The 23,987-nt window shown below is 56.4% G+C and carries 23 protein-coding genes; 12 read left to right on the top strand and 11 right to left on the bottom strand.

Going from position 1 to position 23,987, the window contains the following annotated elements:
* The first annotated feature begins 11 nt into the window (after nucleotides 1-11).
* From ACK4IR_RS03720 to ACK4IR_RS03705, 4 genes are read left to right on the top strand one after another with little or no spacing between them, the layout of a single operon-like run.
* Nucleotides 12-1,325, top strand: a complete 1,314-nt coding sequence (locus ACK4IR_RS03720) for a nicotinate phosphoribosyltransferase (protein ID WP_409872638.1) — start codon at nucleotides 12-14, stop codon at nucleotides 1,323-1,325.
* Nucleotides 1,322-1,882 (top strand): nicotinate-nucleotide adenylyltransferase, encoded by a 561-nt coding sequence (locus ACK4IR_RS03715; protein ID WP_409872637.1) that lies wholly within the window; start codon nucleotides 1,322-1,324, stop codon nucleotides 1,880-1,882. Before ACK4IR_RS03720 ends, ACK4IR_RS03715 begins: the two co-directional genes overlap by 4 nt.
* Entirely contained in the window at nucleotides 1,879-2,589 is a 711-nt protein-coding gene (locus ACK4IR_RS03710; RefSeq protein ID WP_409872635.1) for an NUDIX hydrolase, read from the top strand. Before ACK4IR_RS03715 ends, ACK4IR_RS03710 begins: the two co-directional genes overlap by 4 nt.
* 19 nt (nucleotides 2,590-2,608) lie before the next feature.
* Nucleotides 2,609-4,330, top strand: a complete 1,722-nt coding sequence (locus ACK4IR_RS03705) for an NAD+ synthase (protein WP_409872633.1) — start codon at nucleotides 2,609-2,611, stop codon at nucleotides 4,328-4,330.
* Here ACK4IR_RS03705 and ACK4IR_RS03700 read toward each other — a convergent pair.
* From ACK4IR_RS03700 to murC, 3 genes are read right to left on the bottom strand one after another with little or no spacing between them, the layout of a single operon-like run.
* On the bottom strand, nucleotides 4,323-5,420 hold the full coding sequence (locus ACK4IR_RS03700; RefSeq protein ID WP_409872631.1) for a glycosyltransferase: 1,098 nt from the start codon (nucleotides 5,418-5,420) through the stop codon (nucleotides 4,323-4,325). The genes ACK4IR_RS03705 and ACK4IR_RS03700 overlap by 8 nt on opposite strands.
* Nucleotides 5,421-5,425: 5 nt before the next feature.
* The gene (gene murB / locus ACK4IR_RS03695) at nucleotides 5,426-6,331 is read right to left on the bottom strand and encodes a UDP-N-acetylmuramate dehydrogenase (protein WP_409872629.1); all 906 of its coding nucleotides are present in this window, start codon (nucleotides 6,329-6,331) and stop codon (nucleotides 5,426-5,428) included.
* Nucleotides 6,328-7,752 (bottom strand): UDP-N-acetylmuramate--L-alanine ligase, encoded by a 1,425-nt coding sequence (gene murC, locus ACK4IR_RS03690; protein WP_409872819.1) that lies wholly within the window; start codon nucleotides 7,750-7,752, stop codon nucleotides 6,328-6,330. The genes murB and murC overlap by 4 nt, the downstream gene beginning before the upstream one ends.
* A 343-nt stretch (nucleotides 7,753-8,095) precedes the next feature.
* Here murC and ACK4IR_RS03685 point away from each other — a divergent pair, with 343 nt between their 5' ends.
* From ACK4IR_RS03685 to fba, 6 genes are all read left to right on the top strand, one after another.
* The gene (locus ACK4IR_RS03685) at nucleotides 8,096-9,178 is read left to right on the top strand and encodes a Ycf66 family protein (RefSeq protein ID WP_409872627.1); all 1,083 of its coding nucleotides are present in this window, start codon (nucleotides 8,096-8,098) and stop codon (nucleotides 9,176-9,178) included.
* A 166-nt stretch (nucleotides 9,179-9,344) separates the two neighbouring features.
* Nucleotides 9,345-9,479 carry a hypothetical protein gene (locus ACK4IR_RS03680; protein WP_409872626.1) on the top strand — a complete coding sequence of 45 codons (135 nt, stop codon included), beginning with the start codon at nucleotides 9,345-9,347 and terminating at the stop codon, nucleotides 9,477-9,479.
* A 206-nt stretch (nucleotides 9,480-9,685) separates the two neighbouring features.
* Nucleotides 9,686-9,889, top strand: a complete 204-nt coding sequence (locus ACK4IR_RS03675; RefSeq protein ID WP_011056228.1) for a DUF2811 domain-containing protein — start codon at nucleotides 9,686-9,688, stop codon at nucleotides 9,887-9,889.
* Between the two features lie 24 nt (nucleotides 9,890-9,913).
* Nucleotides 9,914-11,317: a protoporphyrinogen oxidase gene (gene hemG, locus ACK4IR_RS03670; RefSeq protein ID WP_409872624.1), complete on the top strand. Its 1,404-nt coding sequence runs from the start codon at nucleotides 9,914-9,916 to the stop codon at nucleotides 11,315-11,317.
* Between the two features lie 20 nt (nucleotides 11,318-11,337).
* Entirely contained in the window at nucleotides 11,338-11,565 is a 228-nt protein-coding gene (locus tag ACK4IR_RS03665) for a type II toxin-antitoxin system HicB family antitoxin (RefSeq protein WP_409872622.1), read from the top strand.
* A 159-nt stretch (nucleotides 11,566-11,724) separates the two neighbouring features.
* On the top strand, nucleotides 11,725-12,804 hold the full coding sequence (gene fba, locus ACK4IR_RS03660; protein WP_409872620.1) for a class II fructose-bisphosphate aldolase: 1,080 nt from the start codon (nucleotides 11,725-11,727) through the stop codon (nucleotides 12,802-12,804).
* Nucleotides 12,805-13,021: 217 nt separating this feature from the next.
* Here the strand turns inward: fba and ACK4IR_RS03655 are convergent, their stop codons facing one another.
* The gene (locus ACK4IR_RS03655) at nucleotides 13,022-13,636 is read right to left on the bottom strand and encodes a histidine phosphatase family protein (RefSeq protein ID WP_409872618.1); all 615 of its coding nucleotides are present in this window, start codon (nucleotides 13,634-13,636) and stop codon (nucleotides 13,022-13,024) included.
* A gap of 122 nt (nucleotides 13,637-13,758) precedes the next feature.
* On the opposite strand from ACK4IR_RS03655, the gene thrC reads away from it, so the two are divergent.
* Entirely contained in the window at nucleotides 13,759-14,847 is a 1,089-nt protein-coding gene (thrC, locus tag ACK4IR_RS03650; RefSeq protein ID WP_409872617.1) for a threonine synthase, read from the top strand.
* Here thrC and ACK4IR_RS03645 read toward each other — a convergent pair.
* The 4 genes from ACK4IR_RS03645 to rsfS form a co-directional block, all read right to left on the bottom strand.
* Entirely contained in the window at nucleotides 14,844-15,455 is a 612-nt protein-coding gene (locus ACK4IR_RS03645) for a hypothetical protein (RefSeq protein WP_409872616.1), read from the bottom strand. The two genes, thrC and ACK4IR_RS03645, sit on opposite strands and share 4 nt — an antisense overlap.
* A gap of 11 nt (nucleotides 15,456-15,466) precedes the next feature.
* Complete coding sequence (locus ACK4IR_RS03640) at nucleotides 15,467-15,670, bottom strand: helix-turn-helix domain-containing protein (protein WP_409872615.1); 204 nt, start codon at nucleotides 15,668-15,670, stop codon at nucleotides 15,467-15,469.
* A 412-nt stretch (nucleotides 15,671-16,082) separates the two neighbouring features.
* Nucleotides 16,083-18,908: a cation-translocating P-type ATPase gene (locus ACK4IR_RS03635; RefSeq protein WP_409872613.1), complete on the bottom strand. Its 2,826-nt coding sequence runs from the start codon at nucleotides 18,906-18,908 to the stop codon at nucleotides 16,083-16,085.
* 188 nt (nucleotides 18,909-19,096) lie between these two features.
* Complete coding sequence (rsfS, locus tag ACK4IR_RS03630) at nucleotides 19,097-19,516, bottom strand: ribosome silencing factor (RefSeq protein ID WP_409872611.1); 420 nt, start codon at nucleotides 19,514-19,516, stop codon at nucleotides 19,097-19,099.
* Between the two features lie 50 nt (nucleotides 19,517-19,566).
* On the opposite strand from rsfS, the gene ACK4IR_RS03625 reads away from it, so the two are divergent.
* On the top strand, nucleotides 19,567-20,868 hold the full coding sequence (locus ACK4IR_RS03625) for an AMP-binding protein (protein ID WP_409872608.1): 1,302 nt from the start codon (nucleotides 19,567-19,569) through the stop codon (nucleotides 20,866-20,868).
* 117 nt (nucleotides 20,869-20,985) lie between these two features.
* Here ACK4IR_RS03625 and ACK4IR_RS03620 read toward each other — a convergent pair whose 3' ends face one another.
* Genes ACK4IR_RS03620 through ACK4IR_RS03610 form a run of 3 tightly spaced genes read right to left on the bottom strand, consistent with a single transcriptional unit; the run spans nucleotide 20,986 to nucleotide 23,842 of the window.
* Nucleotides 20,986-22,731, bottom strand: coding sequence for a ribonuclease J (locus ACK4IR_RS03620; RefSeq protein WP_409872606.1), 1,746 nt, complete (start codon nucleotides 22,729-22,731; stop codon nucleotides 20,986-20,988).
* Nucleotides 22,732-22,791: 60 nt separating this feature from the next.
* Nucleotides 22,792-23,682, bottom strand: a complete 891-nt coding sequence (gene dapA / locus ACK4IR_RS03615; protein WP_409872604.1) for a 4-hydroxy-tetrahydrodipicolinate synthase — start codon at nucleotides 23,680-23,682, stop codon at nucleotides 22,792-22,794.
* Entirely contained in the window at nucleotides 23,675-23,842 is a 168-nt protein-coding gene (locus ACK4IR_RS03610) for a hypothetical protein (protein ID WP_409872602.1), read from the bottom strand. The genes dapA and ACK4IR_RS03610 overlap by 8 nt, the downstream gene beginning before the upstream one ends.
* Between the last annotated feature and the right edge of the window lie 145 nt (nucleotides 23,843-23,987).

Genomic DNA, 23,987 nt, shown 5'->3' with positions numbered 1-23,987 from the left:
GTGCCCTTAACATGACCGGTTTCACCTTGGCCGCCAGTGACTACAGCTTGCTGACGGATCTCTACCAACTAACAATGGCGGCCACCTATGCCGGTGAGGAGTTGGCCTGGACGCCGGCGTGTTTTGAACTGAGTGTGCGGCGATTGCCCCGAGGATGCACCTATTTGGTGGCCATGGGGTTGGCTCAAGTCCTGGAATACTTACAACAGGTAAAGTTTACCCCCCAGCAAATTGATTACCTGAAAAGTTTGACGGTCTTTGAGCGCTCACCCGCTGCCTTTTGGGAGCTGTTGCACCAGAGTGAGTTCCGCGGCGATGTTTGGGCCGTTCCCGAAGGAACCGTTGTTTTTGCCCAAGAACCCCTGCTGCGGATTGAGGCGCCCCTCTGGCAGGCCCAGTGGCTGGAAACCTGTCTGCTGAATATCGTGAACTACCAAACCCTTGTGGCCACCCGTGCTTCGCGGCTGCGACGGTTGGTGGGAGAAGACATTGATCTGTTGGAATTCGGCACGCGGCGCGCCTTTAGTCCGCAAGCTTCCCTGTGGGCAGCCCGTTCTGCCCTCGCCGCCGGCTTTACGGCCACCTCTAACGTGTTGGCAGCCCAGCAATTGGGGGTTTCTCCTACGGGCACCATGGCGCATTCCCTCGTGATGGCGATCGCCACCCTTGTCGGCAGCGAACAGGACGCTTTTACGGCCTTCTTGCACTATTACCCCGAAGGAGCGCTGTTGGTGGATACCTACGATACCCTGGCTGCCGTGGCCACCCTTGCCGATCGCCAGGCGGCGGGAGAAATCGTGGTCAAAGCCGTGCGCATTGATTCGGGGGATCTCCTGGCCCTCTCCCAAAAAATTCGCCAACTCCTGCCCCACACCAAAATCATTGCCAGTGGCGATCTCGATGAGGGGGAAATCCGCCGCTTAATTGCCGGCGGCGCCTGTATTGATGCCTATGGCATCGGCACCAAGCTGGTCACAGGAGAGCCTGTCAACGGTGTCTATAAGCTGGTGGAGATCAACGGGCAGGGGGTAATGAAGGTCTCCAGCGGCAAAATGACCCTCCCCGGCCGTAAGCAAATTTACCGCCGCCCCAGTGGCGATTGCCTTGCCTTGGCCAGCGAGGAAAACGTATGGGGCAAACCCCTCCTCGAACTGGTGATGAAGGAAGGGCGTCCCCTTTGCGCACCGGAGTCCTTGGCGACAATTCGCGATCGCCACCGCGCCAGCCTTGCGGAATTGCCCGATACCCTCCTAGAGGTGAGCCAGCCGGTGGTCTATTCCCCTGCCCTAGAAGCCCTGATTCACCAGTTACGACACCGCCCATGACCATTGCCCTTTTTGGTACCAGTGCCGATCCCCCCACTGCTGCCCATGGGGATATTCTCCAATGGCTCAGCGATCGCTACGACCGCGTTCTGGTGTGGGCCGCCGACAACCCCTTCAAAGGGAAGCAAACCCCCTTGCCCTATCGCCAAACCATGCTCGGTCTGCTGGTGCGCCACCTCAACCGCCCCAATATCGAGCATCGCCCCGACCTCAGTCACCCCTACACCCTCCATTCCGTCGAGCAGGTGAAGCAGCAGTGGCCGCATGAAACCCTGACCCTGGTGGTGGGCAGTGATGTTTTGGCGAAACTGCCGCAGTGGTATCAGGTGGACAGGCTCCTTGCCCAAGTCAAGCTCTTGGTTTTGCCGCGCTGCGGCGTTGTCATTGACCCCAAGGATTGGCAAGCTGTGCAGCACCGCTGTCCCCAGGTGGAACTGGCCGACTATCACGGGCCGGCGGTCTCCTCCACCACCTATCGGCAACAGCGGGACGAGCAGCAACTCCTGCCGGCGATCGCCCAGTATATTCAGCAGCAAGGACTCTACACCCCCTCATGAGCGCCTCCCCTTTGTCCCTTGCGGAATTTGTTGTCGGCGTAGACAATGTCATTTTCTCTGTGGATGCGGATCAAAATCGCCTCCTTGTGCTCTTGGTGCAGCGCCGACAGTCGCCCTTTGCGGGGTATTGGAGTCTTCCCGGCACCCTCGTGCGGCAGGGGGAGTCCCTAGAAGCGGCTGCCTATCGCACCCTAGCGGAAAAAATTCGCGTCAGTAATCTCTATCTGGAGCAGCTGTACACCTTTGGCGAACCGGGGCGAGATCCCCGCGAAACCGCCTCCGGCAAGCGCTATCTCTCGGTGAGTTACTTTGCCTTGGTGCGCTTTGCCGATGCGGAACTGATTGGAGCAGAGGAGAGAGCAGTGCAGTGGTTTGCCCTCAATGCCTGCCCGGAGTTGGCCTTTGATCACGGCAAAATTCTGGCCTACGGGCATCGCCGCCTGTGCAATAAGCTGGAGTATAGCCCTGTGGCCTTTGATGTGTTGCCTGAATATTTCACCCTCCATGATCTGTACCGGTTTTACAGCACGGTTTTGGGGGCAAACTTTTCTGACTACTCCAACTTCCGCTCCCGACTGTTGAAACTGGGCATTTTGCAAAATACCCACCAAAAAGTCATCCGCGGGGCGGGGCGGCCGGCAACCCTCTACCGTTTTGATCGCGAGGCCTTTGCCCCCCTCAAGGATAAGCCCCTTGTTTTCGTCTAACCCTTCTGAGGCATTGCCGATGGCCGTGCATCTGTGGATTGCGCAACTTAACCCCACCGTGGGCAGTCTCAAGGCCAACGCCCAAGCCATCCTCGCTACCGTTCAGCAAATCCACGGCCGGCATCCTTTGGATCTACTGATTACCTCTGAGCTTGCTTTGTGCGGCTACCCCCCCAAGGATCTGCTGCTTAACCGCTATTTCGTTGAAGCCATGCAGGCGGAACTCCACCATCTTGCCGCTGCCCTGCCGCCTGAGGTGGCGGTTTTGGTGGGGACGGTGCTGCCCAATCCCACTGCGGGAGTGAAGGGGGAAAAGCCGCTCTACAACGGCGCCGCGCTGCTGATGGGGGGACGGGTGCACCAGGTCTTTGCCAAGCGGTTATTGCCCACCTACGATGTCTTTGATGAATGTCGCTATTTTGCCCCCGGCAGTACTGAGAATCTCTTTACGTTGACCACGGCCGGCAATCAGCTGAGGATCGGCGTCACCATCTGCGAGGATCTGTGGAATAACGAGGAGTTCTGGGGTCAGCGGCATTACGGGCAAAATCCCGTGGCCGAATTGGTGACCCAAGGCACCGATTTGATTGTCAACCTTTCGGCATCCCCCTACTGTGTGGGTAAACCGAAGCTACGGCAGGCATTGATTGAACATACGGCACGGCAGTATGGCTGCCCCTTGATCTATGCCAATCAGGTGGGGGGCAACGATGATTTGATTTTTGATGGCAGCAGTTTGGCGGTGAATCGTCAAGGGCAGATCGTGAGTCAAGCCAAGGGCTTTCAAGAAGATCTCCTCCCCCTGCGTTGGGAAGGGGGAGACCTCCAGCCGACGGCGATCGCCCCCCCAGCAAGGAGTGAACCTGAGGAAATTTGGCAAGCCTTAGTTTTGGGGGTGCGCGACTATGCCCGCAAGTGCGGCTTTCGGCAGGTAGTCATTGGCCTGAGTGGAGGGATTGATTCCGCCTTGGTGGCGGCCATTGCCACAGCGGCCCTAGGCAAAGAACAGGTGCTAGGGGTGTTGATGCCCTCCCCCTACAGTTCCGATCACTCCATCACCGATGCCAAGGAGTTGGCCGCCAATCTGGGCATTGCCACCCAAGTCTTACCCATTGCCCCCCTGATGCAAACCTACCGTGAGGTGCTGGCGCCGCTGTTTGCCGGTACTCCCAGTGGGGTGGCCGAGGAAAATCTCCAAGCCCGCATTCGCGGCACCCTCCTGATGGCGATCGCCAACAAGTTTGGCCACCTGCTGCTTTCTACAGGGAATAAATCGGAACTGGCGGTGGGCTACTGCACCCTCTACGGCGACATGAACGGCGGGCTGGCGGCCATTGCCGATGTCCCGAAAACCCGTGTCTATGAACTCTGCCACTGGCTGAATCGCCAGGCCGCCCAAGGACAGCCCATTCCCGATCTGGCGATCGCAGGCTCTGTGGTGATTCCCCCCCATATTCTCACCAAAGCCCCCAGTGCCGAACTCAAGCCCGGCCAGACGGATCAGGATAGCCTCCCCCCCTACGAGATTCTCGATGGCATTTTGGCGCTCATGATCGATCGCCACCGGTCGGATCAGGAAATTGCCGCGGCAGGCTACGATCTAGCCCTTGTTCGGCAGGTGCGACGGATGGTTCAACGCGCCGAATTCAAACGCCAGCAGGCGGCACCGGGCTTAAAAATTACCGATCGCGCCTTTGGTTCGGGTTGGCGGATGCCGATCGCCGCCCAGTGGTCTACCTAACCCAAGCTGAAGGGGAAAGCCATCCCATGGCCTGGAGTTCTTGGGTGAGGCGCCGGGCTTCCGCAGGATTTTGCTCTTGCAACAAGCAAATGGCCTGACGCAGTTTGTCCAAGGCAGCGCTCACCTGTCCTAGCCGCAGCAGCAGTGCCCCCTGATTTTGATAGGCCAAGGCACAGTGGGGATCCACCTGTTGAACCCGCTCATAGGTGGCAAGGGCGTCTCCCCAGCGTTTTAGTTGCTTTTGAGCCTCCGCTAACCGCAGATAGGTGGCAAGGTGCAGCACCTCCGGCAGAGGGGTTTTCAGCGCCGTCTCATAGGCTGTGATGGCTGCTTGCCATTGACCGCGTTCGGCGTAGAGATTTCCCTGCTGATGGTGGAGTTCGTGGGCGATCGCCGAGGGTAGCGTCTTAGCCTTCAAGCCCTGTTCTAAACACTGCTGAGCCTGCTGCAAGTCACCTGTGGCCAGATAGACGCCGGCGAGTTTACTCCACAGGTAGGCATCCTCAGGGTGCTGCTCAAGGTGGCGGCGCATGATCCGCTCGGCGCGCTCCAGTTTTTGTTGTCGCTGCGTGCCCAGATAGCCACTGTGGACAATTGCCACCCCGTTCACTTGAGCAATTTGCCAGTGGGGTTCCCGTTGTTGCAACGCCAAAACACTGTCATCAATGGTTTCGTGGTAAGGGCGTTCAAAGCGCAGGTCGGAATGGCGACGAAACAGGCGGGAGACATAGGTATAAGGAGGAACAACCCCTAGCTCCTGTCGCAGCAGCGTAACCACAAGCCAATCCGGCTGTCGGCAAATCTCAGGCACCAGGGCAGCAAAGGCAGGGGTGAGGGTTTCATCAGCATCCAAGACCAGCACCCACTCTGTGGTTACATAACCGAGGGCAATGTTGCGAGCGGCAGCAAAATCCTCTTGCCAAGGGACTTCATAGACCCGTGCCCCCCAACTGCGGGCGATCGCCACCGTATCATCCTCTGACCCCGTATCCACAATCACAGCTTCATCCACTACACCCCCCACACTGGCAAGACACTGGGGCAGGCGTGCCGCCTCATTGCGCACAATCATGCAGAGGGTAATGGCCATAGGCACTAGGCAAAGTCACCGATGAGCTTGACCTCAGGCTGCAGCCACACCGACCAGCGATCGGCCACCGCCGTTTGCACATGGTGGATCAACCGATAGACATCCATGGCCGTTGCCCCGCCACAGTTAAGGATAAAATTGGCATGTTTTTCAGAAACTTGAGCTTGGCCAATGCGGTAGCCCTTCAAGCCCGTTTGCTCAATTAACCAACCCGCTGTTTGCTCTGGGGGATTGCGAAAGACACTGCCACAGTTGGGCAAATCGTAGGGCTGCGTCCGCCGCCGATCGCTCAGGTGTTTTTGCGTCGTTGCCTTGACTTGGGCAGGATCATGGCCGGGTTCCAATTGCCATGTGGCTTGCAAGACCAAGCGCGGCGTATCCTGAAGACTCGATGTGCGGTAGGCATAGCCCAACTCCGCTGCCGACACCACCGCCAAGGTGCCATCGGGTTCCAAAATGACTGCCGACACCAGCCGCTCCGCTGTACACCCCCCGTGGGCACCCGCATTCATGACCACTGCCCCGCCGACGCTGCCGGGGATACCAACCATCCACTCTAGACCGCGCCAACCCAGTTTAGCCGCATCGTGGGCCAACTTGGGCAAGGGATAGCCGGCCCCCACGGTGAGTTGTCCCGTCTCCGGATCCCTGTGGAGAGGGCGAAGATGCTTGGTGGAGATCACCAGCCCCGGCACCCCGCGATCGCTGACCAGTAGATTAGACCCTGCCCCCAAAACGGTAATTGGCAGACCCTGCCCCTGCGCCCAAGTATAGGCCACCTGCACTTCGGCAACCGTCCGGGGTTCCACAAACCATTCGGCAGCTCCCCCCACACCGAGGGTGGTAAACGCCGCAAGGGAAACTTGACGTTGTAGGGGGCACTGGGTTTGGGGCAAGCAGGCCAAGCTCATAGGGCGATCGCCTCAGTGAGGGAAGAGACACTTAATTGTTCTTGATCTGCCATCACCGCCGGAATGAGTTGATTCAAATTGCCGGCCCCAAGAAAAATAACTAGATCCCCCGCTTGAAGCACCTGTGCTAAGCGAGTTTTTACCGCTTCAAGGGTGGGACAGTAATCCACTGAAGCATGATACTGACGGGCACAGATGGCGACATCGGCACCACTAATTGTGCCGGGATTGGGTTCGCCGGCACTATAAATATCCGTCAAGATGACATGATCCGCTGCGGTGAAGCAGCGGCCAAAGGCCTCTAAAAAGGTTTGGGTGCGGCTATAGCGATGGGGTTGAAACACCGCCACAACCCGTTGCCAAGGGGCTTGAGTACCTACTTGCAGGCGGGCTGCCTCTAGGGTTGCAGTAATTTCGCTGGGGTGGTGGGCATAGTCATCAACGAAGCGAATCCCATTTACCTGTCCCCGTTCCTCAAAGCGGCGGCGGGCACCGCGAAACTCCAGAAGGGCAGCCGCAATGGTGGCAAAGTCAATGCCCAGATAACGTCCCACGGCAATCACCGCCAGGGCATTTTGCAGATTGTGGGCGCCCAAGACATTCAGTTGCAAAATCCCAAGGGATCTGCCCCGCTCCCAAACCCGTGCGGTTGTTCCTTCGGCGGTGTATTGAATATGATCCGCGCAGTAGTCCACATTGGCTTGGCGGTGGAGACTGTAGGTCACTAGGCGCGGATGGTGGAGGCGATCGCGAACATTCGGGCAATCGGCACAAGCAATGACCCGCTCCGCCTGATCGGCAAACCGCTGAAACGTGGTCACCACCTCGCCCAAGGAACGGTAGTGATCGGGATGGTCGAGTTCGATATTGGTGATTACGGCAATGTGGGGATGGAATTTGCGCAGGGAACCATCGGACTCATCCGCTTCGGCCACAAGGTAAGGGCTTTGACCCACGCGGGCGTTGCCTTGCCAAGCTGCCACTTCACCCCCAACAATAATTGTGGGATCCAGCCCCGCCTGCAACAGGAGATAGGCAATCATGCTGCTGGTGGTGGTCTTACCGTGGGTACCGGCAACGGCAATACTTTGGCTGCGGTGCATCAGTGCCGCCAGCACATCAGAGCGGTGAAAAATGGGACAGCCTAGCCGTTGAGCCGCTTGATATTCAGGGTTATCCCGGCGAATGGCGGTGGAGCAAATCACTTGGGGAAGAGCAGCAAAGGGATAGTTCTCAAGGTTTGTGGCACGCTGACCGATAAAGATCTGCACACCTAACTCGGCCAGTTGCTCGGTCAAACGGTTGGGACGCAAATCCGAGCCAGACACCTTAAAGCCCTGCTTGGCGAGAATGTAGGCAAGCGCTGACATCCCAATACCCCCAATGCCAATGAAGTGGAATGGACGCTCACTGAACTCCATCACTGGCTGATTTGCCACAAACAACTCCTTTGCTCCACCAAAAAGAAATACCCTGAATCAATAGTTAATATCAATAGATTAGTATCAATAGGCATAAATCCTTAGGCACATCATAGCAGTTCGCCCTCAATCCTCATGGGCTAATACTGGCAGATCCAAGGCAAATATGTCATCCTGAGCCAAAAATTTTTTGCAAACAGTTTATTCAGCCCGGAGCACCCTCGTCGTTGGCGATCAGCAGTTCGACAAAGAATAAACTCTAGCAGAGACAAATTCAGTGCGGTGTAAGGTAGAAGGTTGATACCGCCTTGTCGGTGTGCCGTTATCTTACTGAGGATTGGGAATGCTGACGAACTTACTGGCTTGGAGTATGGCGATCGCCAGTTTAGGCTTGTATCTGCTGGGCTTCTTCCTACCGGAACTGTACCGTCGGTTTGATCTGATCGCCAGTGGCGCAGGATTATTCTTTGCGCTGACCTTGTGGATCTACGGCGATCGCCTTGGCGGTGGCTTGCTCCTCGGAACGGCAGCCGCAGTGGCCTTGATTCTCTGGTTTGGCTGGCAGACCCTCAGCTATCGCTGGCAACTCACCTACCCCGGCGATCGCACCGATACCCAAAAAGCCCAAGCCCTCTGGCAAAAAGTTCAGTCTCTGCTGCCCGAAGGCACCTTTGCAAACATCGCTGAGCAACTGCAAAGCCTGATTGCTCGCCTGCGCGATCGCCTCCAGAAACAGCCGGATCGCCCGCAGCCCCCCGTGGATACCCCGCCCCCACCGATGGATACCGGGGATATCAAGGAAGATCTTTGGACAGTGGAGAGAGAGACCCCCAGTACTGTTGCCGAACAACCTACCCCAGTCACGGAGGAAGCTGCCGCAGTCCCAGAAGAATCTGTGAAATCTGAACCGACCCCAGTTGCAGAAACCACAGCCAGCCCAACCGCCGCCCCTCCCACAGCTACAGCGGCTGATCATGAAGGGGTTGGCGAAACGTTACCCACAGTTACTGCCCCAGAAGCATCCAGTGTTGAAACGCCGCAGCCGCCAACTGCGACCACTTCAGAAGAGCCAGAACCTCCAACGGTTGCTCCCTCGGAAGAACTTGTGGCCAGCTCACAAGAACAAGCATCTCCTGAAACAGCAGTTGAGACTCCGGAACCTACGGTGACCCCTGAAGCAGTGGAAGAACCGCCTCTCGTCTCTGAAGCTACTCCCAATGCTGAACCGATTCCTGAACACACAGAAGCAATGCCTGCTGCCGCAGCAGCTTCAGAATCACCCACTTCTGCCGCCGATCTCTTAGGGGATATTCCCGACAGTGGTGATGTTGAGGACGAAGCAACGCCAGAGGAGACAACCATTGAAAACCCAGAACATACTCCCCCTGAGGATGATGATTGGCCGCCCCGTGAAGCCCGTCTTTGAAGCTCGTTTTTAATAAAGTCATGAATCCCTGACTTTTGCCACTTTTATTTTCTCTGAAGCAAACCTTAATAGAAGCTTAATTTTCCCCTAACTTTCCCCAAAAATTCCCCAATTTTCCCAAGGTTTTCCACAGATTGAGGCAGGGTTTTCCACAGGCCTTTACGGTGTGATTGGATTTCAAGACATTTCTGGGGATAACTGGCGCTGCGGGGTTGGGGAAAACGTGAGCAGCGTCAAAAGTCTGGAAACGCTGATTCTGTCGTGGATTGCGATCGCCAAGATGGGTGAAAACAAGGATTGACAGACCCTAGGACAACCCAGACAATGGAGTTCCACGGATAGAGATTCACTTGCTCTGAAACCTTGTGAATGGAGGGCTAAATCCCGCTCCGAGTCAGGGGTTTGGGGATTTGGCTAGGACTTTTAGGGGAGTTTTCCACAGGTTGATCCAGGGCGAGCTGATGGCGCCTGCAATTTTGTCTTGGTTTTATTGAGGTAACTCACGGTATGAACGCTCAAGCCACGATTAGTATTTTGGCCGAGATTCCAGAGGAGCTACACGAAACCCTGAAATACTATTTGGAGCGGCATCCTGACTGGGATCAGGATCGCGTCTTTGTAGCCGCACTGTCGCTCTTTTTGCTGCAAAATGGAGAATGCGATCGCCGCACGGCACGGGTCTATCTTGACTCGTTGTTCAAGCGATCCTAAACGTTCTAGAGGGAAGCAAAACGGGTGAGTGAGGTAGATGTCGCAATTGTCGGTGGTGGCCTCAGTGGCCTCAGTGTGGCTTGGCGGTTGCAGCAAAGCGCCCCCCAGTACAGTGCGGTTCTCCTAGAGGCCGGCGATCGCCTAGGGGGCAATATTACCACCCAAGCATCAGAAGGCTTCGTCTGGGAATTGGGGCCGAATAGTTTTGCGCCGACCCCTGCTCTATTGCAACTCATTGCTGAGGTGGGCTTGCAGTCGGAGCTGATTCGGGGCGATCGCCACCTGCCGCGCTACATCTACTGGCGGGGACAACTCTACCCTCTAGAACCCACCCGTCCCCTTGCCTTAGCCACCTCCAATCTCCTCAGCCCTTGGGGAAAAGTGCGAGCCGCCCTCGGTGCCCTTGGGTTCGTCCCTCCCTATCTGGGCAGGGGTGATGAGTCAGTGAATTCTTTTTTCCGCCGCCATTTGGGTCAAGAGGTGGCTGAACGACTAGTAGCACCCTTTGTCTCTGGAGTTTACGCGGGTGATCCGCAACAATTGAGTGCCGCTGCTGCTTTTCGCCGTATTGCTCACCTCGAAAAACTTGGGGGTGGCCTCATTGCCGGTGCCCTGCGCCTACGGCGGCAACAACCCCCTCAACCAAAGCCCCCCGCGGGTGTGCAGATGCGCTCCGGCGAACTTGGCTCTTTCAAGGAAGGCTTAGCTGCTCTCCCTCGGGCGATCGCCCAGCAACTGAAGTCACCGATTCACCTAGAAACCCCTGTTCAAGAAATCACCCCCGAACCCAAGGGGGGCTATCTGCTGCGCAGTGGTGAGCAAACGTGGCAGGCTCGCAGTGTGGTCTTGGCTACCCCCGCCTATCAAAGTGCAGCGTTGGTGGCATCCTTTCAGCCGGCAATCGCCCGTGTTTTAGCCACCATCCCCTATCCCACTGTGGCCTGTGTGGTCTTGGCCTATCCCGCTGGACTCGGGCGCAGCGTACGCCCCGGCTTTGGAGTACTCATTCCGCGCGGTCAGGGCATCCGCACCCTTGGCACCATTTGGTCGTCCTGTCTTTTTCCCCAACGTACGCCTGCCGGTTGGCAGGTCTTTACGAGTTTCATTGGCGGTGCTACGGATCCTGATTTGGCTAGCCTTAGCGAAGAAGCCATTGTCCAACAAGTGCAGCAGGATTTGACCCAACTCCTTGAGTTACCCGCCGCCAAGGCACGGTTACTGGGCACGAAGATTTGGCGACGGGCAATTCCCCAATATATGGTGGGCTATCCTGAGCAGTGGCAGCAGGTGACCCATGCCCTCCGTCAAACCCCCGGCCTTTTCCTGTGTAGTAACTATGCTGAGGGTGTCGCCTTGGGCGATCGCGTCGAACATGGCAATCAAACCGCTGCTGCTGTTGCCGCTTACCTTTCAGGAGGCCACCCCTAGGGATGTCGCTGTCGAACTATATGAATGCGGCACTTGAGCGGGCTGTTTATCACTTCAATGGAGAGGATGGCCTCATCTACGGTGAAATCCCTGACCTAGAGGGGGTCAAGGCCAGTGGGAAAACAGTGCTCGAATGCCGCGAGCATCTCTCCGAACTCTTGGAGGATTGGATCTATTTCCATGTCTCCCGGGGGATTCCTGTACCAGTGATTGACGGCATTGAAGTTCCCGTACGCGAGATTTTTTAACCCTTGCCTTCTTTGAGCACTGCTTATCTATAGAAAAGGACTGTATTCTCAATAGGCCAGCGATCGCTCCCCTGTAACATAAACGAGCAAACATAGCCTAAGATTATCGGTAAGGTTAACGAAGCGATACATCCGCTCTATTAAGGAGGACATAACCCTATGGCACTCGTACCCATGCGCTTGCTGCTGGATCACGCAGCCGAAAATGGTTACGGCATTCCCGCCTTCAACGTCAACAACATGGAGCAAATCCAAGCCATCATGCAGGCGGCCCATGAAACCGACAGTCCCGTGATTTTGCAAGCATCGCGGGGTGCCCGTAAGTATGCTGGGGAAAACTTTCTGCGTCACCTGATTTTGGCTGCGGTGGAAACCTACCCCCACATCCCCATTGTTATGCACCAAGACCATGGTAACGAGCCTGCCACCTGCTACTCCGCTATTCGCAATGGCTTTACCAGCGTGATGATGGATGGCTCCCTCGAAGCCGATGCCAAAACCCCCGCTAGCTACGAGTATAATGTGGCCGTCACCAGTGAAGTGGTGAAAGTGGCACACTCTATTGGTGTTTCTGTGGAAGGCGAGCTAGGCTGTCTTGGCTCCTTGGAAACCGGTAAAGGGGAAGCCGAAGATGGCCACGGGTTTGAAGGTGCCCTCGATCACTCGATGCTCCTCACCGACCCTGATCAAGCCGTGGATTTTGTGGAGCGCACCCAAGTGGATGCCCTTGCAGTGGCCATTGGAACCAGCCACGGTGCCTACAAATTTAGCCGTAAACCCACCGGTGAAATCCTCGCCATAAGCCGCGTGGAAGAGATCCATCGCCGTTTGCCCAACACCCACTTGGTGATGCACGGTTCTAGCTCAGTGCCCCAAGACTTGATTGACATCATTAACCAGTATGGTGGCACGATTCCTGAAACCTACGGTGTGCCGGTGGAAGAAATCCAAAAAGGCATCAAGAGCGGCGTGCGCAAGGTGAACATTGATACCGATAACCGCCTAGCCATTACCGCTGCGGTGCGCGAAGCTCTGGCCTTGGCACCCAAAGAATTTGACCCCCGTCACTTCCTGAAGCCGTCTATTAAATACATGCAAAAAGTGTGTGCCGATCGCTATCAGCAATTTGGTACTGCCGGCAACGCCAGCAAAATCAAGCAACTGAGCCTCGATGACTATGCCGCCAAATATGCCAAAGGTGAACTGAAGCAAGTAACTCAAAAAACGGTGATCGTCTAGGAAGTCTGCGATCGCTCAGAAACGATAAGTCATGTGATAGAGGGTGGCTACGGTCACCCTTTGTTTATCTCCTTGCTTGTAAAATTACAAAGAGCGTGAATGGGACAGTCAAGCAAATATACATGGTGCTGATGACTGCCTTGGCGATCGCGGTGACCCCAATGGCTTTCCTCCAAAAAGTCGGGTTTATTTGCAAGTGGGCAGTAGAGTTTTGAGCCTAGAGGCATTGATTGAAGGTATTAATGCGCCACCAGCGGAGATTTTCTGCTTCAAAGCGCCCGTCTAAATCCACCCGTACTGAAAAGTCAAACCAAGTAGCCGGGGGAATCTCTATCCCCCACAGGCGATCGCTTCCCAGCACAACGCTAATCAGACACTGCAAAAAGCCGCCATGGCTAATACACCACACACAGTCTTCATCGCTGTGGCGGCGGAGTTGTTTCCAAGCCTGTTTTGCCCGCTGCCAAGCCATGGCCATTGACTCTGCTTCAGGTACGGGAATCAGGTAATCGCTTTCTTCTAGCTCCTCACAAAGGTCGGGATGTTGTGCCTGCGCCTGTGCCCAAGTTAGCCCGGTGAAAATCCCCTGATCAATTTCAATTAGCTCCGCCAACTCCTGAATCTTCAGGTCAGGACAGGGGTTCATCAGTATTGCCGTATCGCGGCAGCGCTGCAGGGGACTGGTGTAAATGGCATCTGGCGGCGGGAGTTTTTCGCGCAAGGCAAGGGCTTGCTGCCGTCCCCGTTCGGTGAGGGGTACATCTTGCCGTCCCAGCATCACCCCTGAGGCATTCCCAACGGCTTCACCATGGCGGATCAAAATTAAACGCATCTATTGGCCTCCCCTAAGGCAGCAATTGGCAAGTGCAACCCCTGATCGCTAAAATTATCGTACTGCGTGGCTGCACTCTATCCTCAGCCTCAAATTTATTCATATTTCTTGACTGCGTACCTGTGCCTGTAACACTCTCTGCTCCCCCCATCCGTCCTGCTTGGCATGGCCTGATTCATGCCTACGGCGACTTTTTGCCCGTGAGCGATCGCACGCCGGTGGTCACCCTCTATGAAGGCAATACCCCCCTGATTCCCGTGCCTCAGATTGCTGCTCGGATTGGCCGTAATGTCTCGGTCTATGTCAAGTACGATGGCCTCAATCCGACGGGGAGCTTCAAAGATCGCGGCATGACAATGGCCATTTCCAAGGCCAAGGAAGCGGGCGCCGAAGCCGTCATCTGTGCCAGCACAGGCAATACTTCAGCCGCTGCGGCCGCCTATGCACGACGGGCCGGACTGCGCGCCTATGTCTTGGTGCCCGAAGGCTATGTTGCTCAAGGGAAACTCGCCCAAGCGCTTCTTTACGGTGCTGAAGTCATTGCCATTGAGGGCAATTTTGACCAAGCGCTGGAGATCGTGCGGCTGATGGCGGAAACTTATCCTGTAACGCTGGTGAACTCGGTCAATCCCTATCGGCTGGAAGGGCAAAAAACCGCCGCCTTTGAGGTGGTGGATAGCTTGGGCAATGCTCCCGATTGGCTGTGCATCCCGATGGGGAATGCAGGGAACATCACTGCCTACTGGATGGGCTTTTGCCAGTATCGGGAACAAAATCGTTGCGATCGCCTGCCGCGCATGATGGGCTTTCAAGCGGCGGGGTCGGCTCCCCTTGTCAAGGGTGAGATTGTCACCCATCCAGAAACCATTGCCACGGCAATTCGCATTGGCAATCCTGCCAACTGGCAGCGGGCGATCGCCGTCAAGGAGGCCAGCCAAGGGGCTTTTAATGCCGTTACAGATGAAGAAATCCTCAATGCCTATCGCCTGCTGGCCTCGGAGGAAGGGATCTTCTGTGAACCCGCCAGTGCAGCTTCGGTGGCAGGGCTTTTGAAACTGGCCGATCAGGTGCCGAGGGGTGCCACGGTGGTCTGTGTGCTCACGGGCAATGGCCTCAAGGATCCGGAAACGGCACTCCAGCAACAGAGCGATCGCTTTCACCGCCACATTGAACCCACAGAGCAAACCGTGGCCAAGGTGATGGGCTTTTAGAAGCCGCGCTGTGCGCGCATCAGGTGGCGACTGGCTTTCAAGAGTTGGACGGCAGCTCGATTAGTGGCTAAGTTGGCAACATTAGCGGTAGTGGGGGCAGGTGCGGTTAAGTCGGCGGGTTGGGCGAGCTGCTGGGCACGGCTAAACAAATCGCGCACAGTGGGATTCCCCCCACGAAAGTAAGCTATTTCTGCTTCGGTGCGGGTTAACTCACGACTCACTTGGAAAGGGGCATCAAAGTAACTGCGAGAGAGAGCCGCTTGACCTGTGCGGGCTCCACCAAGATTGCGATCGGCTTCATAGACGCGGGTGGCCGCCTTGGCTGTTTCCTTGGCTTGGAAGTGGTTGCCGCTTTGCTGGAATTGCTGGGCTGAAGCGAGCAGGCGATCGCCCAACTGTAGAAGCTCGCCGTCGGCATTGGGGGTTGATTTTGCCCGCATCCTTTCATATTGGGCTTTGGATAAATCGCGAATTGCTTTTTCCGCTTCACGATCCATCACCGCTGCCCCTGGAAAGCGAGGACGGGCAGTTACAGTGGGCACCACGACCAAGGGCAAAACAAAGGCAGCAAGGGTTGCCCCTAAAAGAGAGCGGTATTGTCGAAGCATAGGTTGCACCTCTAGCGCCGATACCCCAAGAATAGCAACCACAGGGACTTTAGGCTGCTAGGGGCAGAGTCGCGAGCCTTGATCACGGCAGTGCCCTTTGGTTGATTGTCCCACTCCCAAAGGTTCAGTTCCAATTGTTGCCGACAACTGACTTGCCTCGGCTGGCGTAGAAAAAACCTCAAACACCGGCATTCCTTGGGGGAGAGCGCGATCACCCCGTGGGAGGGTCGTGGAAGGTAAACCTAAAACCCCATCTTGCAGCTGCAATTGATCTCCTTGCCATTGTGGGCATCTGCGGCCAAGGGCACGCACCCGTGCCAACAGTTCCATCCCATCCACCGCCTTGATCAAATAATCATCAGCTACCGCATCTAACCCCATCACCTTGTCAGCCGTGGTGTCCTTGGCCATCCGCCACAGAATCGGCGTGCGCTTACCCTGCCGGCGGTAGCGGCTACCCAGCTCCAGACGACTCACGTTCGCTAACATCCACTCCAAGATCAGCAATTGGGTTGTTTGCCCGTCCTGTACCCCATCCACCCCCTGCCGCCGGGGTTCTAGTTGCTCTCGGTCATCTTCTGCAAAAAGAATGCGCATCCACCCCGGCCTTGAGTCCGTCTAGGGACGTTACTCTAACAATTTCAGGGCATGGTCTTTATTGAATAGCCGCAACACCAGCTTCTCTAGCTCCACCCACACAAAGACAAGGGTGCTAAAGCCAATACACACAGCTAGCTCAGTTCCCGAAAGCAGATAGGTGCCAAAGAACCGCCGCAGAGGTGGAGCATAAATCAGCAACAGTTGCAGGATCGTTGTCACAATGACTGACCCCCAAACAAAGAGATTGGAGGCGGGGTTCATTTCAATTGTTAGCCGTGTGCTGGAACGAGCGGCCAGGGCATGACCCATCTGGGCTAGGCAGAGGGTGGTGAACACCATGGTTGTCCAACGCTGCGGCTCAAGTCCCCCTTCCACATGGTCGGCGGTGTAGCTGTAGGCCCACACCATTAGGGAAATGCCGACGATCGCCAGAATCAAACCGACGCGAATCATGTAAGACCCCAAGCCCCGCCCAAAAATGCTCTCATTTGGCTTCACAGGTGGACGCTTCATGACATCGGGATCCCCCGGCTCAACGGCAAGGGCAAGGGCAGGCAAGCCGTCGGTAACCAAATTCATCCAGAGAATCTGTAACGGCGTGAGAGGTACTCCCCCCAATCCCACCAGAGGAGAGCAGGCGATGGTGATTACTTCCCCAATGTTGGAGCCGAGAATGTATTTGATAAAGCGGCGAATGTTGCTGTAAATAACCCGCCCTTCCTCGGTGGCGGCCACAATGGTGGCAAAGTTATCGTCCAACAGCACCATATCACTGGCTTCCTTGGTGACATCGGTGCCCGTGATTCCCATGGCTACGCCGATATCCGCCTGTTTGAGGGCAGGGGCATCGTTGACGCCATCCCCGGTCATGGCCACAATTTCACCGTGGCGTTGCAGGGATTTGACAATGCGCAGCTTGTGTTGCGGTGAGACGCGCGCATAAACGTTGATCTGGGGAGTGAGGGCATCCAATTCTGCCGGCGTTAGCTTCTCAATCTCACGGCCGGTAAGGGCGCGATCGCCCCACCCACAGATGCCGATTTGACTGGCGATCGCCTGCGCCGTCAGTTGATGATCTCCGGTGATCATGATCGGGCGAATCCCCGCTGTGCGACAGGTGGCAACGGCCTCCAGCACCTCCGGACGAGGGGGATCGAGAATGCCCACTAACCCCAGCCAAATCAAGTCCTGCTCGCTACTCTCTACACTCTCCGCCGCCGGTAGCTCTGACCAGTAGCGATGGGCAATGCCCAAGACCCGCAGCCCCTGAGCGGCAAAGCGATCGTTTTCGGCAAGAATCTCTTGGCGATCTGTGAGGGTCAGGGGTTGAATGGCGTGCCCCACCTGTCGCCATTGGCAGCGTTCCAGTGTCAGTTCCGGTGAGCCTTTGGTAATCATCCAGTAGGGTGCCGTGGCGGGAATCTCAGACACCGACTCACTGCGGTAGAACGTACTCATCCGCTTGCGATCGGCATCGAAGGGGAATTCCACCACCCGCTCAGCCTTTTCCTGCAACACCTTAAGATCAATGCCCCCCTTGACGGCCAAGGGCAGCAGGGCGCCTTCCGTCGGATCGCCGAGAATTACCCATTCGGCTGCGTGTTGTTTGAGCAGCGCATCGTTGCACAGCGCCCCCGCAAGCAGGAGCAGTTGCCGTTCGTAGAGGGCTGAGGCCTCGTCGGTATTGGCGTCGTAAAATTCTCCCTTGGGTTCATAGCCATTGCCGCTCACTTTGGCGCGATAGGAGCTGGTGGCCACCGCCTGCACCACCATTTTGTTTTGGGTGAGGGTACCCGTTTTGTCAGAGCAGATGGTCGTGACACTTCCTAGGGTCTCCACGGCCGGCAGCCGACGAATCAGGGCGTGGCGCTTGACCATCCGCTGCGTTCCCAAGGCGAGGGTGACGGTAATGACGGCGGGCAAGCCTTCGGGCACCACTGCCACCGCCATACTGAGGGACACTTCAACCAGTTCCCTTAGGAGGGAAAGATCGTAGAGACTGCCGGCAACCACAACAATGCCCACCAGCACCAAGGCAATGGCAACCAAGCGATTGCCCAGTTCCGTCATCCGTTTTTGCAGCGGCGTGGGTTCTTGCTCTACCCCTTGCAGAGCCGCGGCAATTTTCCCCAGCTCGGTGTCCATGCCGATCGCCGTAACGACGGCCATCCCTCGCCCTTGATTGACTTCCGTACCGGCAAACACCAGATTGACGCGATCGCCCACTTCTGTATCAATGGGCAGCACTTTCTCGGCGGTTTTACTGGTGGCCTCTGCCTCCCCCGTGAGGGCAGCTTCGCGAATTTGCAGATTCACAGCCTCAAGCAGACGACCATCGGCGGCGACTTTCACCCCGGCCTCCAGAAAGAAAATGTCCCCGACGACAAGATCCGGGGAATCAATTTCCATGACTTTTCCTTCCCGCAGGACACGCACCTTGGGAGCAGCCATATTTTTCAGGGCTGCTAGGGCCTCTTCGGCACGGGATTCTTGGACATAGCCCAAAATGGCGTTGAGGATGACAACAATAAGAATGGCCGTTGCATCCTTGGGCACGGAAACCGTGTTTTCCTCTAGGGCATCGAGAATATCCAAGGTTCCCGAAATAGCGGCCACCACCAAGAGCATGATCAGCATCACATTGCGAAACTGATCGAGCAAAATCTGCCAGCGCGCCCGGCGGCCACTATCCATGAGTTCGTTGCGACCGTATTCTGCCTGTCGCCGTTGAACCTCTGCAAGGCTTAGCCCCTCTTGGCGATCGCTCCCAAGACGGCTGATAACTTCATCAGTACTAAGGGCATGCCACACCGATTCAAGCTCAATTTTGGCAGGAGGAGGAAAAGAAGTCATGTTCGTAAAAAGAGGGACTCTATTTCATTGTGTCTTTAATGGCGACCCATGGGGCCGACGCTGCCCTTCCCTTAGGGGTACAAAACATCTGGCAAGCAAGCTCTTCCCTCCACCCACCTCCGCCGGCTGCTATCTAAGGGGTGACGACAGGGGTAAAGACTCCCTGCCCTGCCGGCGGACTGCATCGGCTAGGGGGTCACCAAGGACTCAAAGGGAATGCGTTGGGCGTGCCCCCAAAAGGCCTCAAGGTTGTAGTATTGACGTTCCTTGGGCAACTGGACATGGACAATGACATCGCCGTAGTCCATCAACACCCATGAACAGTCTGCTTGGCCTTCAATATGCTGGGGCTGGCGCTGGCAATGTTCGCGGGCTGCCTCTTCTATCCCTTGGTAAATGGCGCGCACTTGGTTTTTTGACAGTCCCGTAATGATCACAAAGTAATCGGTGAGGTAGGACACGCCACTGACATCCAAAAGGCAAATGTCCACTCCCTTGCGATCGTCGGCGGCATAGGCGGCGGTCCATGCTAGTTTAAGGCTAGGGTCGGTAATTTCGGCTACCCGCTGCATCTGTGGAATAGTCAGGCTGCTGTCTCCTAAACGCACTCCTTTCTCCTTTGATTTTATCTATTGGTCTAGGGAGGCGCAGGAGAAGTTTGTTACAAAACCTTACAAGCATTGCCCCCCGCTGGCTGTGGTCTCCCCACAACGGACAATGGCAGGCGGCGACCGCTCAAGTCCTCGAACAAGTGGCCGGCGATCAAGAACAACTCCAAAAGCGGCAGCCGACGCTCCTCCTGCTGGCCGAAGCCGATCCCCTGTCTTTTCTGCGGGGTTTTCTGGCGGCGCTCTCCACGGGCACGCCCTTATTGCTGGCCAATCCCCAATGGCAGTCCCACGAGTGGCAACAGGTGGCTGCAATCCTGCCCCGGAATTTTATGGCGTGGGGAACGGTGCCCCCCCTAGACCCCCAAGGTACCGCAGAACCATTGCCGCCGGGCTGGATTCTCATTCCCAGCGGCGGGACGCAGGGGCGGTTGCGTTGGGCAATTCACACGGTGGCGACCCTTCAGGCAGCAGTGATGGGGCTGCAACGCCATTTGCAAGAGGGGACGATTCACTGTCTGAGTATTTTGCCCTTGTACCATGTCAGTGGCCTGATGCCCGTGGTGCGATCGCTCTGGACGGGGGGAGAACTCTATCTGGCAAGCCATTTACGGCATCTACGGCAAACGGCTCCACCCCCTAATCTGGAACTCTGGCTCTCGCTGGTGCCTCGGCAACTGCAACAGGTGCTCACAGAGCCGCTACCGTGGTTCAGAGAGCTAAGGGGGATTTTTATTGGCGGTGGCCCCACTTGGTCGCAACTTTTGGAGGAAGCAGCAGCGCAGCGATTGCCCTTGTGTCTCAGCTATGGCATGACAGAAACCGCCGGCATGATCTGTGCCCAGCGACGGGGAGACTTTTTGGCGGGCGATCGCTCCTGCGGTCAGGTCTTGCCCCATGCCCGCATTGATTTAAGCGCTACGGGTGAGATTCAGATTCAGGCAGCCTCCCTTGCCCTCGGCTACTATCCCCAATTATTTCCTGACCAACCCTTCCAAACCGACGATCGCGGTCAATGGCGGGGCGATCGCCTCTACATCTTGGGACGCACAAGCCGCAAAATCATCAGTGGGGGCGAGAATATCTACCCCGAAGAGTTAGAAGCTTTACTCCTTGACAGCGGCCTTGTCCAGGATATCTACATCTATGGGGCACCCGATCCCCTTTGGGGCGAACAGGTCATTGCCCTCTATGTGGGAAACTCCTCCCCTGAGGAACTCAGCACCTGGCTCAAACGGCAATGCAGTGCCTACAAATGCCCCAAGAAATGGATCGCTGTGCCCCACATTCCCCGCACCCCCCAAGGAAAAGTCCGCTTTTGTGCCCTCCAGTCTCTTCTAGAGAGGTGCTAGGGAGCAGCCGGCAAAATTAAGGACAGGGAGCGTTGTTCCCTGCGGCCAGAGAAAACTGAACCGGCAACCCCCGTGTAGAGCAGAGGAAAAGAAGCAGCCATGGCTAAGGCTGAGGGGCTAGCCCACCACAGAAGCGGTGCTGCGCCGCCGTCGAATTCCTGTGGTCACAGGGGGGGTGACTTCGATAGGTTGCAGGAGCAACAGGACTGAGGCATTGCCCTGAAGTTCACGGCGCACCAGTCGCACGAGTTCCCGCTCAATGTGGGCTTTGACCCCTGCCCAATCAATGTCGCCGTTGCGGGCGTACTCGCTCCAGCGATCGCTCAAGGCGGTTTCGACGGTGGCATGCACCCAAGCCTGCCAAGCCTGTGGCTCAATGGCCGTGACTACTCCCCGCAGGTGCACTTCGGGCGTGGCTTTTAGCATCCCATCTGTCCCCACCGCTACCGCCACGGTGATAATCCCTTCCTCCGCCAGTTGTTGCCGCTCTTGCAGCACATGGGCTTTGACGATGCCACCGTGATCTAGGAGTTCAATTCCTGCGGGCACCTTATCTACCACGCGAATCGAGTCACGGGTGAGTTCCACCACATCACCGTTGTCAATAATTACCATGTTCTCAGGGGGAATGCCCATGCTTTGAGCTGTTTGGGCGTGTTTTACCAACATGCGGTGCTCGCCATGCACGGGCAAAAAGAACTTGGGCTTCGTCAAGGCCAGCATCAGTTTCTGATCCTCTTGGCAGGCGTGGCCGGAGACGTGAATGCCCTGTTCACGACCGTAGATGACATTGGCGCCCTGCATCATCAGGCGATCGATCATATTCACCACAGCAATCGTGTTCCCCGGAATGGGGTGCGCCGAGAGAATGACGGTATCACCGGGGCGAATTTTAATTTTGTTATGTTCCCCTTTAGAAATCCGCGTTAGGGCAGAGAGGGGTTCCCCTTGGGAGCCGGTGGTCAAGTACATCACCTGATGATCGGGGTACTTGTGCATCATATGCAGGGGCACAAAGAGGTCATCGGGACAGCGAATGTAGCCCAACTGCCGCGCATGGGCAATGACATTGAGCATGGATCGCCCCAACACCGAGACCACACGGCTGTATTTTTGCGCCAATTCCAAGGCCATACTGAGGCGATGCACCGAGGAGGCAAAGGTGGTAAAGATAATCCGCCCCTTGGCTTGGCTAAAGGCACGATCCAAGTTGGGAAACACCGATCGCTCCGAGGGAGTGTGGCCGGGGACTTCTGCGTTGGTGGAGTCGCTGATGAGGCAGAGAACGCCCTTTTCTCCATGCTCCGCCAGCCGCTGAATGTCAAAACACTCGCCATCAACGGGGGTGAAGTCAAACTTAAAGTCCCCGGTGTGGATAATGACGCCAATGGGGGTATGAATCGCCACCGAGAAGCTATCAGCAATGGAGTGGGTATTGCGGATATACTCCACAAGGAAGTTTTTACCCAAACGCACCATGTCTCGAGGCTGGACTGTGCGAAGTTCGGTGCGATCGGCCACCCCCGCTTCTTCAAGTTTCCCCTGGAGCAAGGCCATTGCTAGGCGAGGACCATAGATGACGGGAATATCCAACTGCTTGAGGTGAAAGGCAATGCCCCCAATGTGATCTTCATGACCGTGGGTGACGATCATTCCCTTGATTTTTTCGCGATTTTGCCGCAAGTAGGTCATATCAGGAAGCACGATATTTACCCCGTGCATGCCATCGGTGGGAAAGGCTAGCCCTGCGTCTAGCAAAATGATTTCATCTTGGAATTCAAAGACACAGGTGTTTTTGCCAATTTCGTGCAGCCCACCGAGGGGAATGATTTTTAGGGCAGCAGTTGCAGCGGATTGACTCATAGGTCTCCTTACAATGAAACGAACAAAAAAGGTGTCGCTTGGGACATGCCCAGCGTTGTCTTAAGACTTCAGTAGGCCAAGGTGATCTAAAACGGTCTTCAATTGGCCGATCACAGCGTCACTCGCAGACGTGAGGGGTAGTCGGGGTTCACCCACGGGCCAACCTTGGAGGCTGAGAGCCGCCTTAATCGGAATCGGATTTGTCGTCACAAATAAAACCTTGAACAGGGGCAATAGTTGACAATGAATAGCGGTAGCTTTGGCCGTCTCTCCTTGGACAAAGGCTTGGATCATTTCTTGGATGCGTGAGCCAACCAAGTGACTGGCCACACTGACTACACCATAACCACCCACGGCCAGGAGTGGCAACGTCAGGGAATCGTCGCCGGCGTAAATGCGAAATGTTGGCGGTAGGGCAGCGCGCAGGGTACTGGCTTGCTCTAGGCTGCCACTGGCTTCTTTAATGGCCACAATGTTGGAGTATTCCGCAAGGCGAATTACTGTTTCCGGGAGGAGGTTTTGCCCTGTGCGACCGGGGATATTGTAGAGCATGAGGGGAAAGTCCGGCACCGCCTTGGCGATCGCCTGAAAATGGGCGTAGAGTCCCTCCTGAGGCGGTTTGTTGTAGTAGGGGACAACCAAGAGGGCACCATCGAGACCCAGCTCCGCCGCCTTGGCCGTGGCCTGAATCGCTTCTTGGGTGGAATTGGAACCGGTTCCTGCAATAATCTTGGCCTTGCCCGCCACCGCCTGCTGCACCGTTTGAAAGAGTTGAAATTCCTCCTCCCAAGTGAGGGTGGGGGATTCCCCGGTAGTGCCGCAGACCACAATGCCGTCGGAGCCATTGGCCACAAGGTACTGTGCTAGTTCTGCCGCCACATCGTAGGCGATCGCGCCCTCAGCTGTGAATGGCGTAATCATGGCGGTAATCACACGTCCAAAGTCAGTCACAGGCCACCCTCAGCCAAATCCCGTTGTAGTTGCCGAATTGTGACCGCGCGGCTATACACGTGCCGGCGATCGCTCCCCCCACGACCCCCATGGCTAATCCCCAATGATAGAACTGCCAGTGGCAAATTTGGCTCACACTCAAGGCAGTGATAGCAGTCACACAGGGAAATTGACGCTCATCCCGCTAACGCTTCTCGTATAGCGGGAGATTCCCCCTTCACCGAGTCTTGGCTAGATGTCCCGAAGGACACCCCCGCCAGAACCTCTCCAGGGGCGTTTTCAGCACTGGCCGCCCGACAGCGCTT

Source organism: Thermosynechococcus sp., from assembly GCF_046299635.1.
Classification (GTDB): Bacteria; Cyanobacteriota; Cyanobacteriia; order Thermosynechococcales; family Thermosynechococcaceae; genus Thermosynechococcus.
This window is presented reverse-complemented; position numbering and strand designations above follow the sequence as displayed.

Bases quoted from the DNA above. Each gene is read 5' to 3' on its own strand.
- ACK4IR_RS03635 (WP_409872613.1), bottom strand. From the start codon at position 18,908: ATGACTTCTTTTCCTCCTCCTGCCAAAATTGAGCTTGAATCGGTGTGG.
- murC (WP_409872819.1), bottom strand. From the start codon at position 7,752: ATGGAGTTCAGTGAGCGTCCATTCCACTTCATTGGCATTGGGGGTATT.
- ACK4IR_RS03700 (WP_409872631.1), bottom strand. From the start codon at position 5,420: ATGGCCATTACCCTCTGCATGATTGTGCGCAATGAGGCGGCACGCCTG.
- ACK4IR_RS03715 (WP_409872637.1), top strand. From the start codon at position 1,322: ATGACCATTGCCCTTTTTGGTACCAGTGCCGATCCCCCCACTGCTGCC.
- ACK4IR_RS03675 (WP_011056228.1), top strand. From the start codon at position 9,686: ATGAACGCTCAAGCCACGATTAGTATTTTGGCCGAGATTCCAGAGGAG.
- murB (WP_409872629.1), bottom strand. From the start codon at position 6,331: ATGAGCTTGGCCTGCTTGCCCCAAACCCAGTGCCCCCTACAACGTCAA.
- ACK4IR_RS03720 (WP_409872638.1), top strand. From the start codon at position 12: ATGACCGGTTTCACCTTGGCCGCCAGTGACTACAGCTTGCTGACGGAT.
- ACK4IR_RS03665 (WP_409872622.1), top strand. From the start codon at position 11,338: ATGAATGCGGCACTTGAGCGGGCTGTTTATCACTTCAATGGAGAGGAT.
- ACK4IR_RS03705 (WP_409872633.1), top strand. From the start codon at position 2,609: ATGGCCGTGCATCTGTGGATTGCGCAACTTAACCCCACCGTGGGCAGT.
- ACK4IR_RS03620 (WP_409872606.1), bottom strand. From the start codon at position 22,731: ATGAGTCAATCCGCTGCAACTGCTGCCCTAAAAATCATTCCCCTCGGT.
- fba (WP_409872620.1), top strand. From the start codon at position 11,725: ATGGCACTCGTACCCATGCGCTTGCTGCTGGATCACGCAGCCGAAAAT.
- ACK4IR_RS03655 (WP_409872618.1), bottom strand. From the start codon at position 13,636: ATGCGTTTAATTTTGATCCGCCATGGTGAAGCCGTTGGGAATGCCTCA.
- ACK4IR_RS03685 (WP_409872627.1), top strand. From the start codon at position 8,096: ATGCTGACGAACTTACTGGCTTGGAGTATGGCGATCGCCAGTTTAGGC.
- ACK4IR_RS03710 (WP_409872635.1), top strand. From the start codon at position 1,879: ATGAGCGCCTCCCCTTTGTCCCTTGCGGAATTTGTTGTCGGCGTAGAC.
- ACK4IR_RS03645 (WP_409872616.1), bottom strand. From the start codon at position 15,455: ATGCTTCGACAATACCGCTCTCTTTTAGGGGCAACCCTTGCTGCCTTT.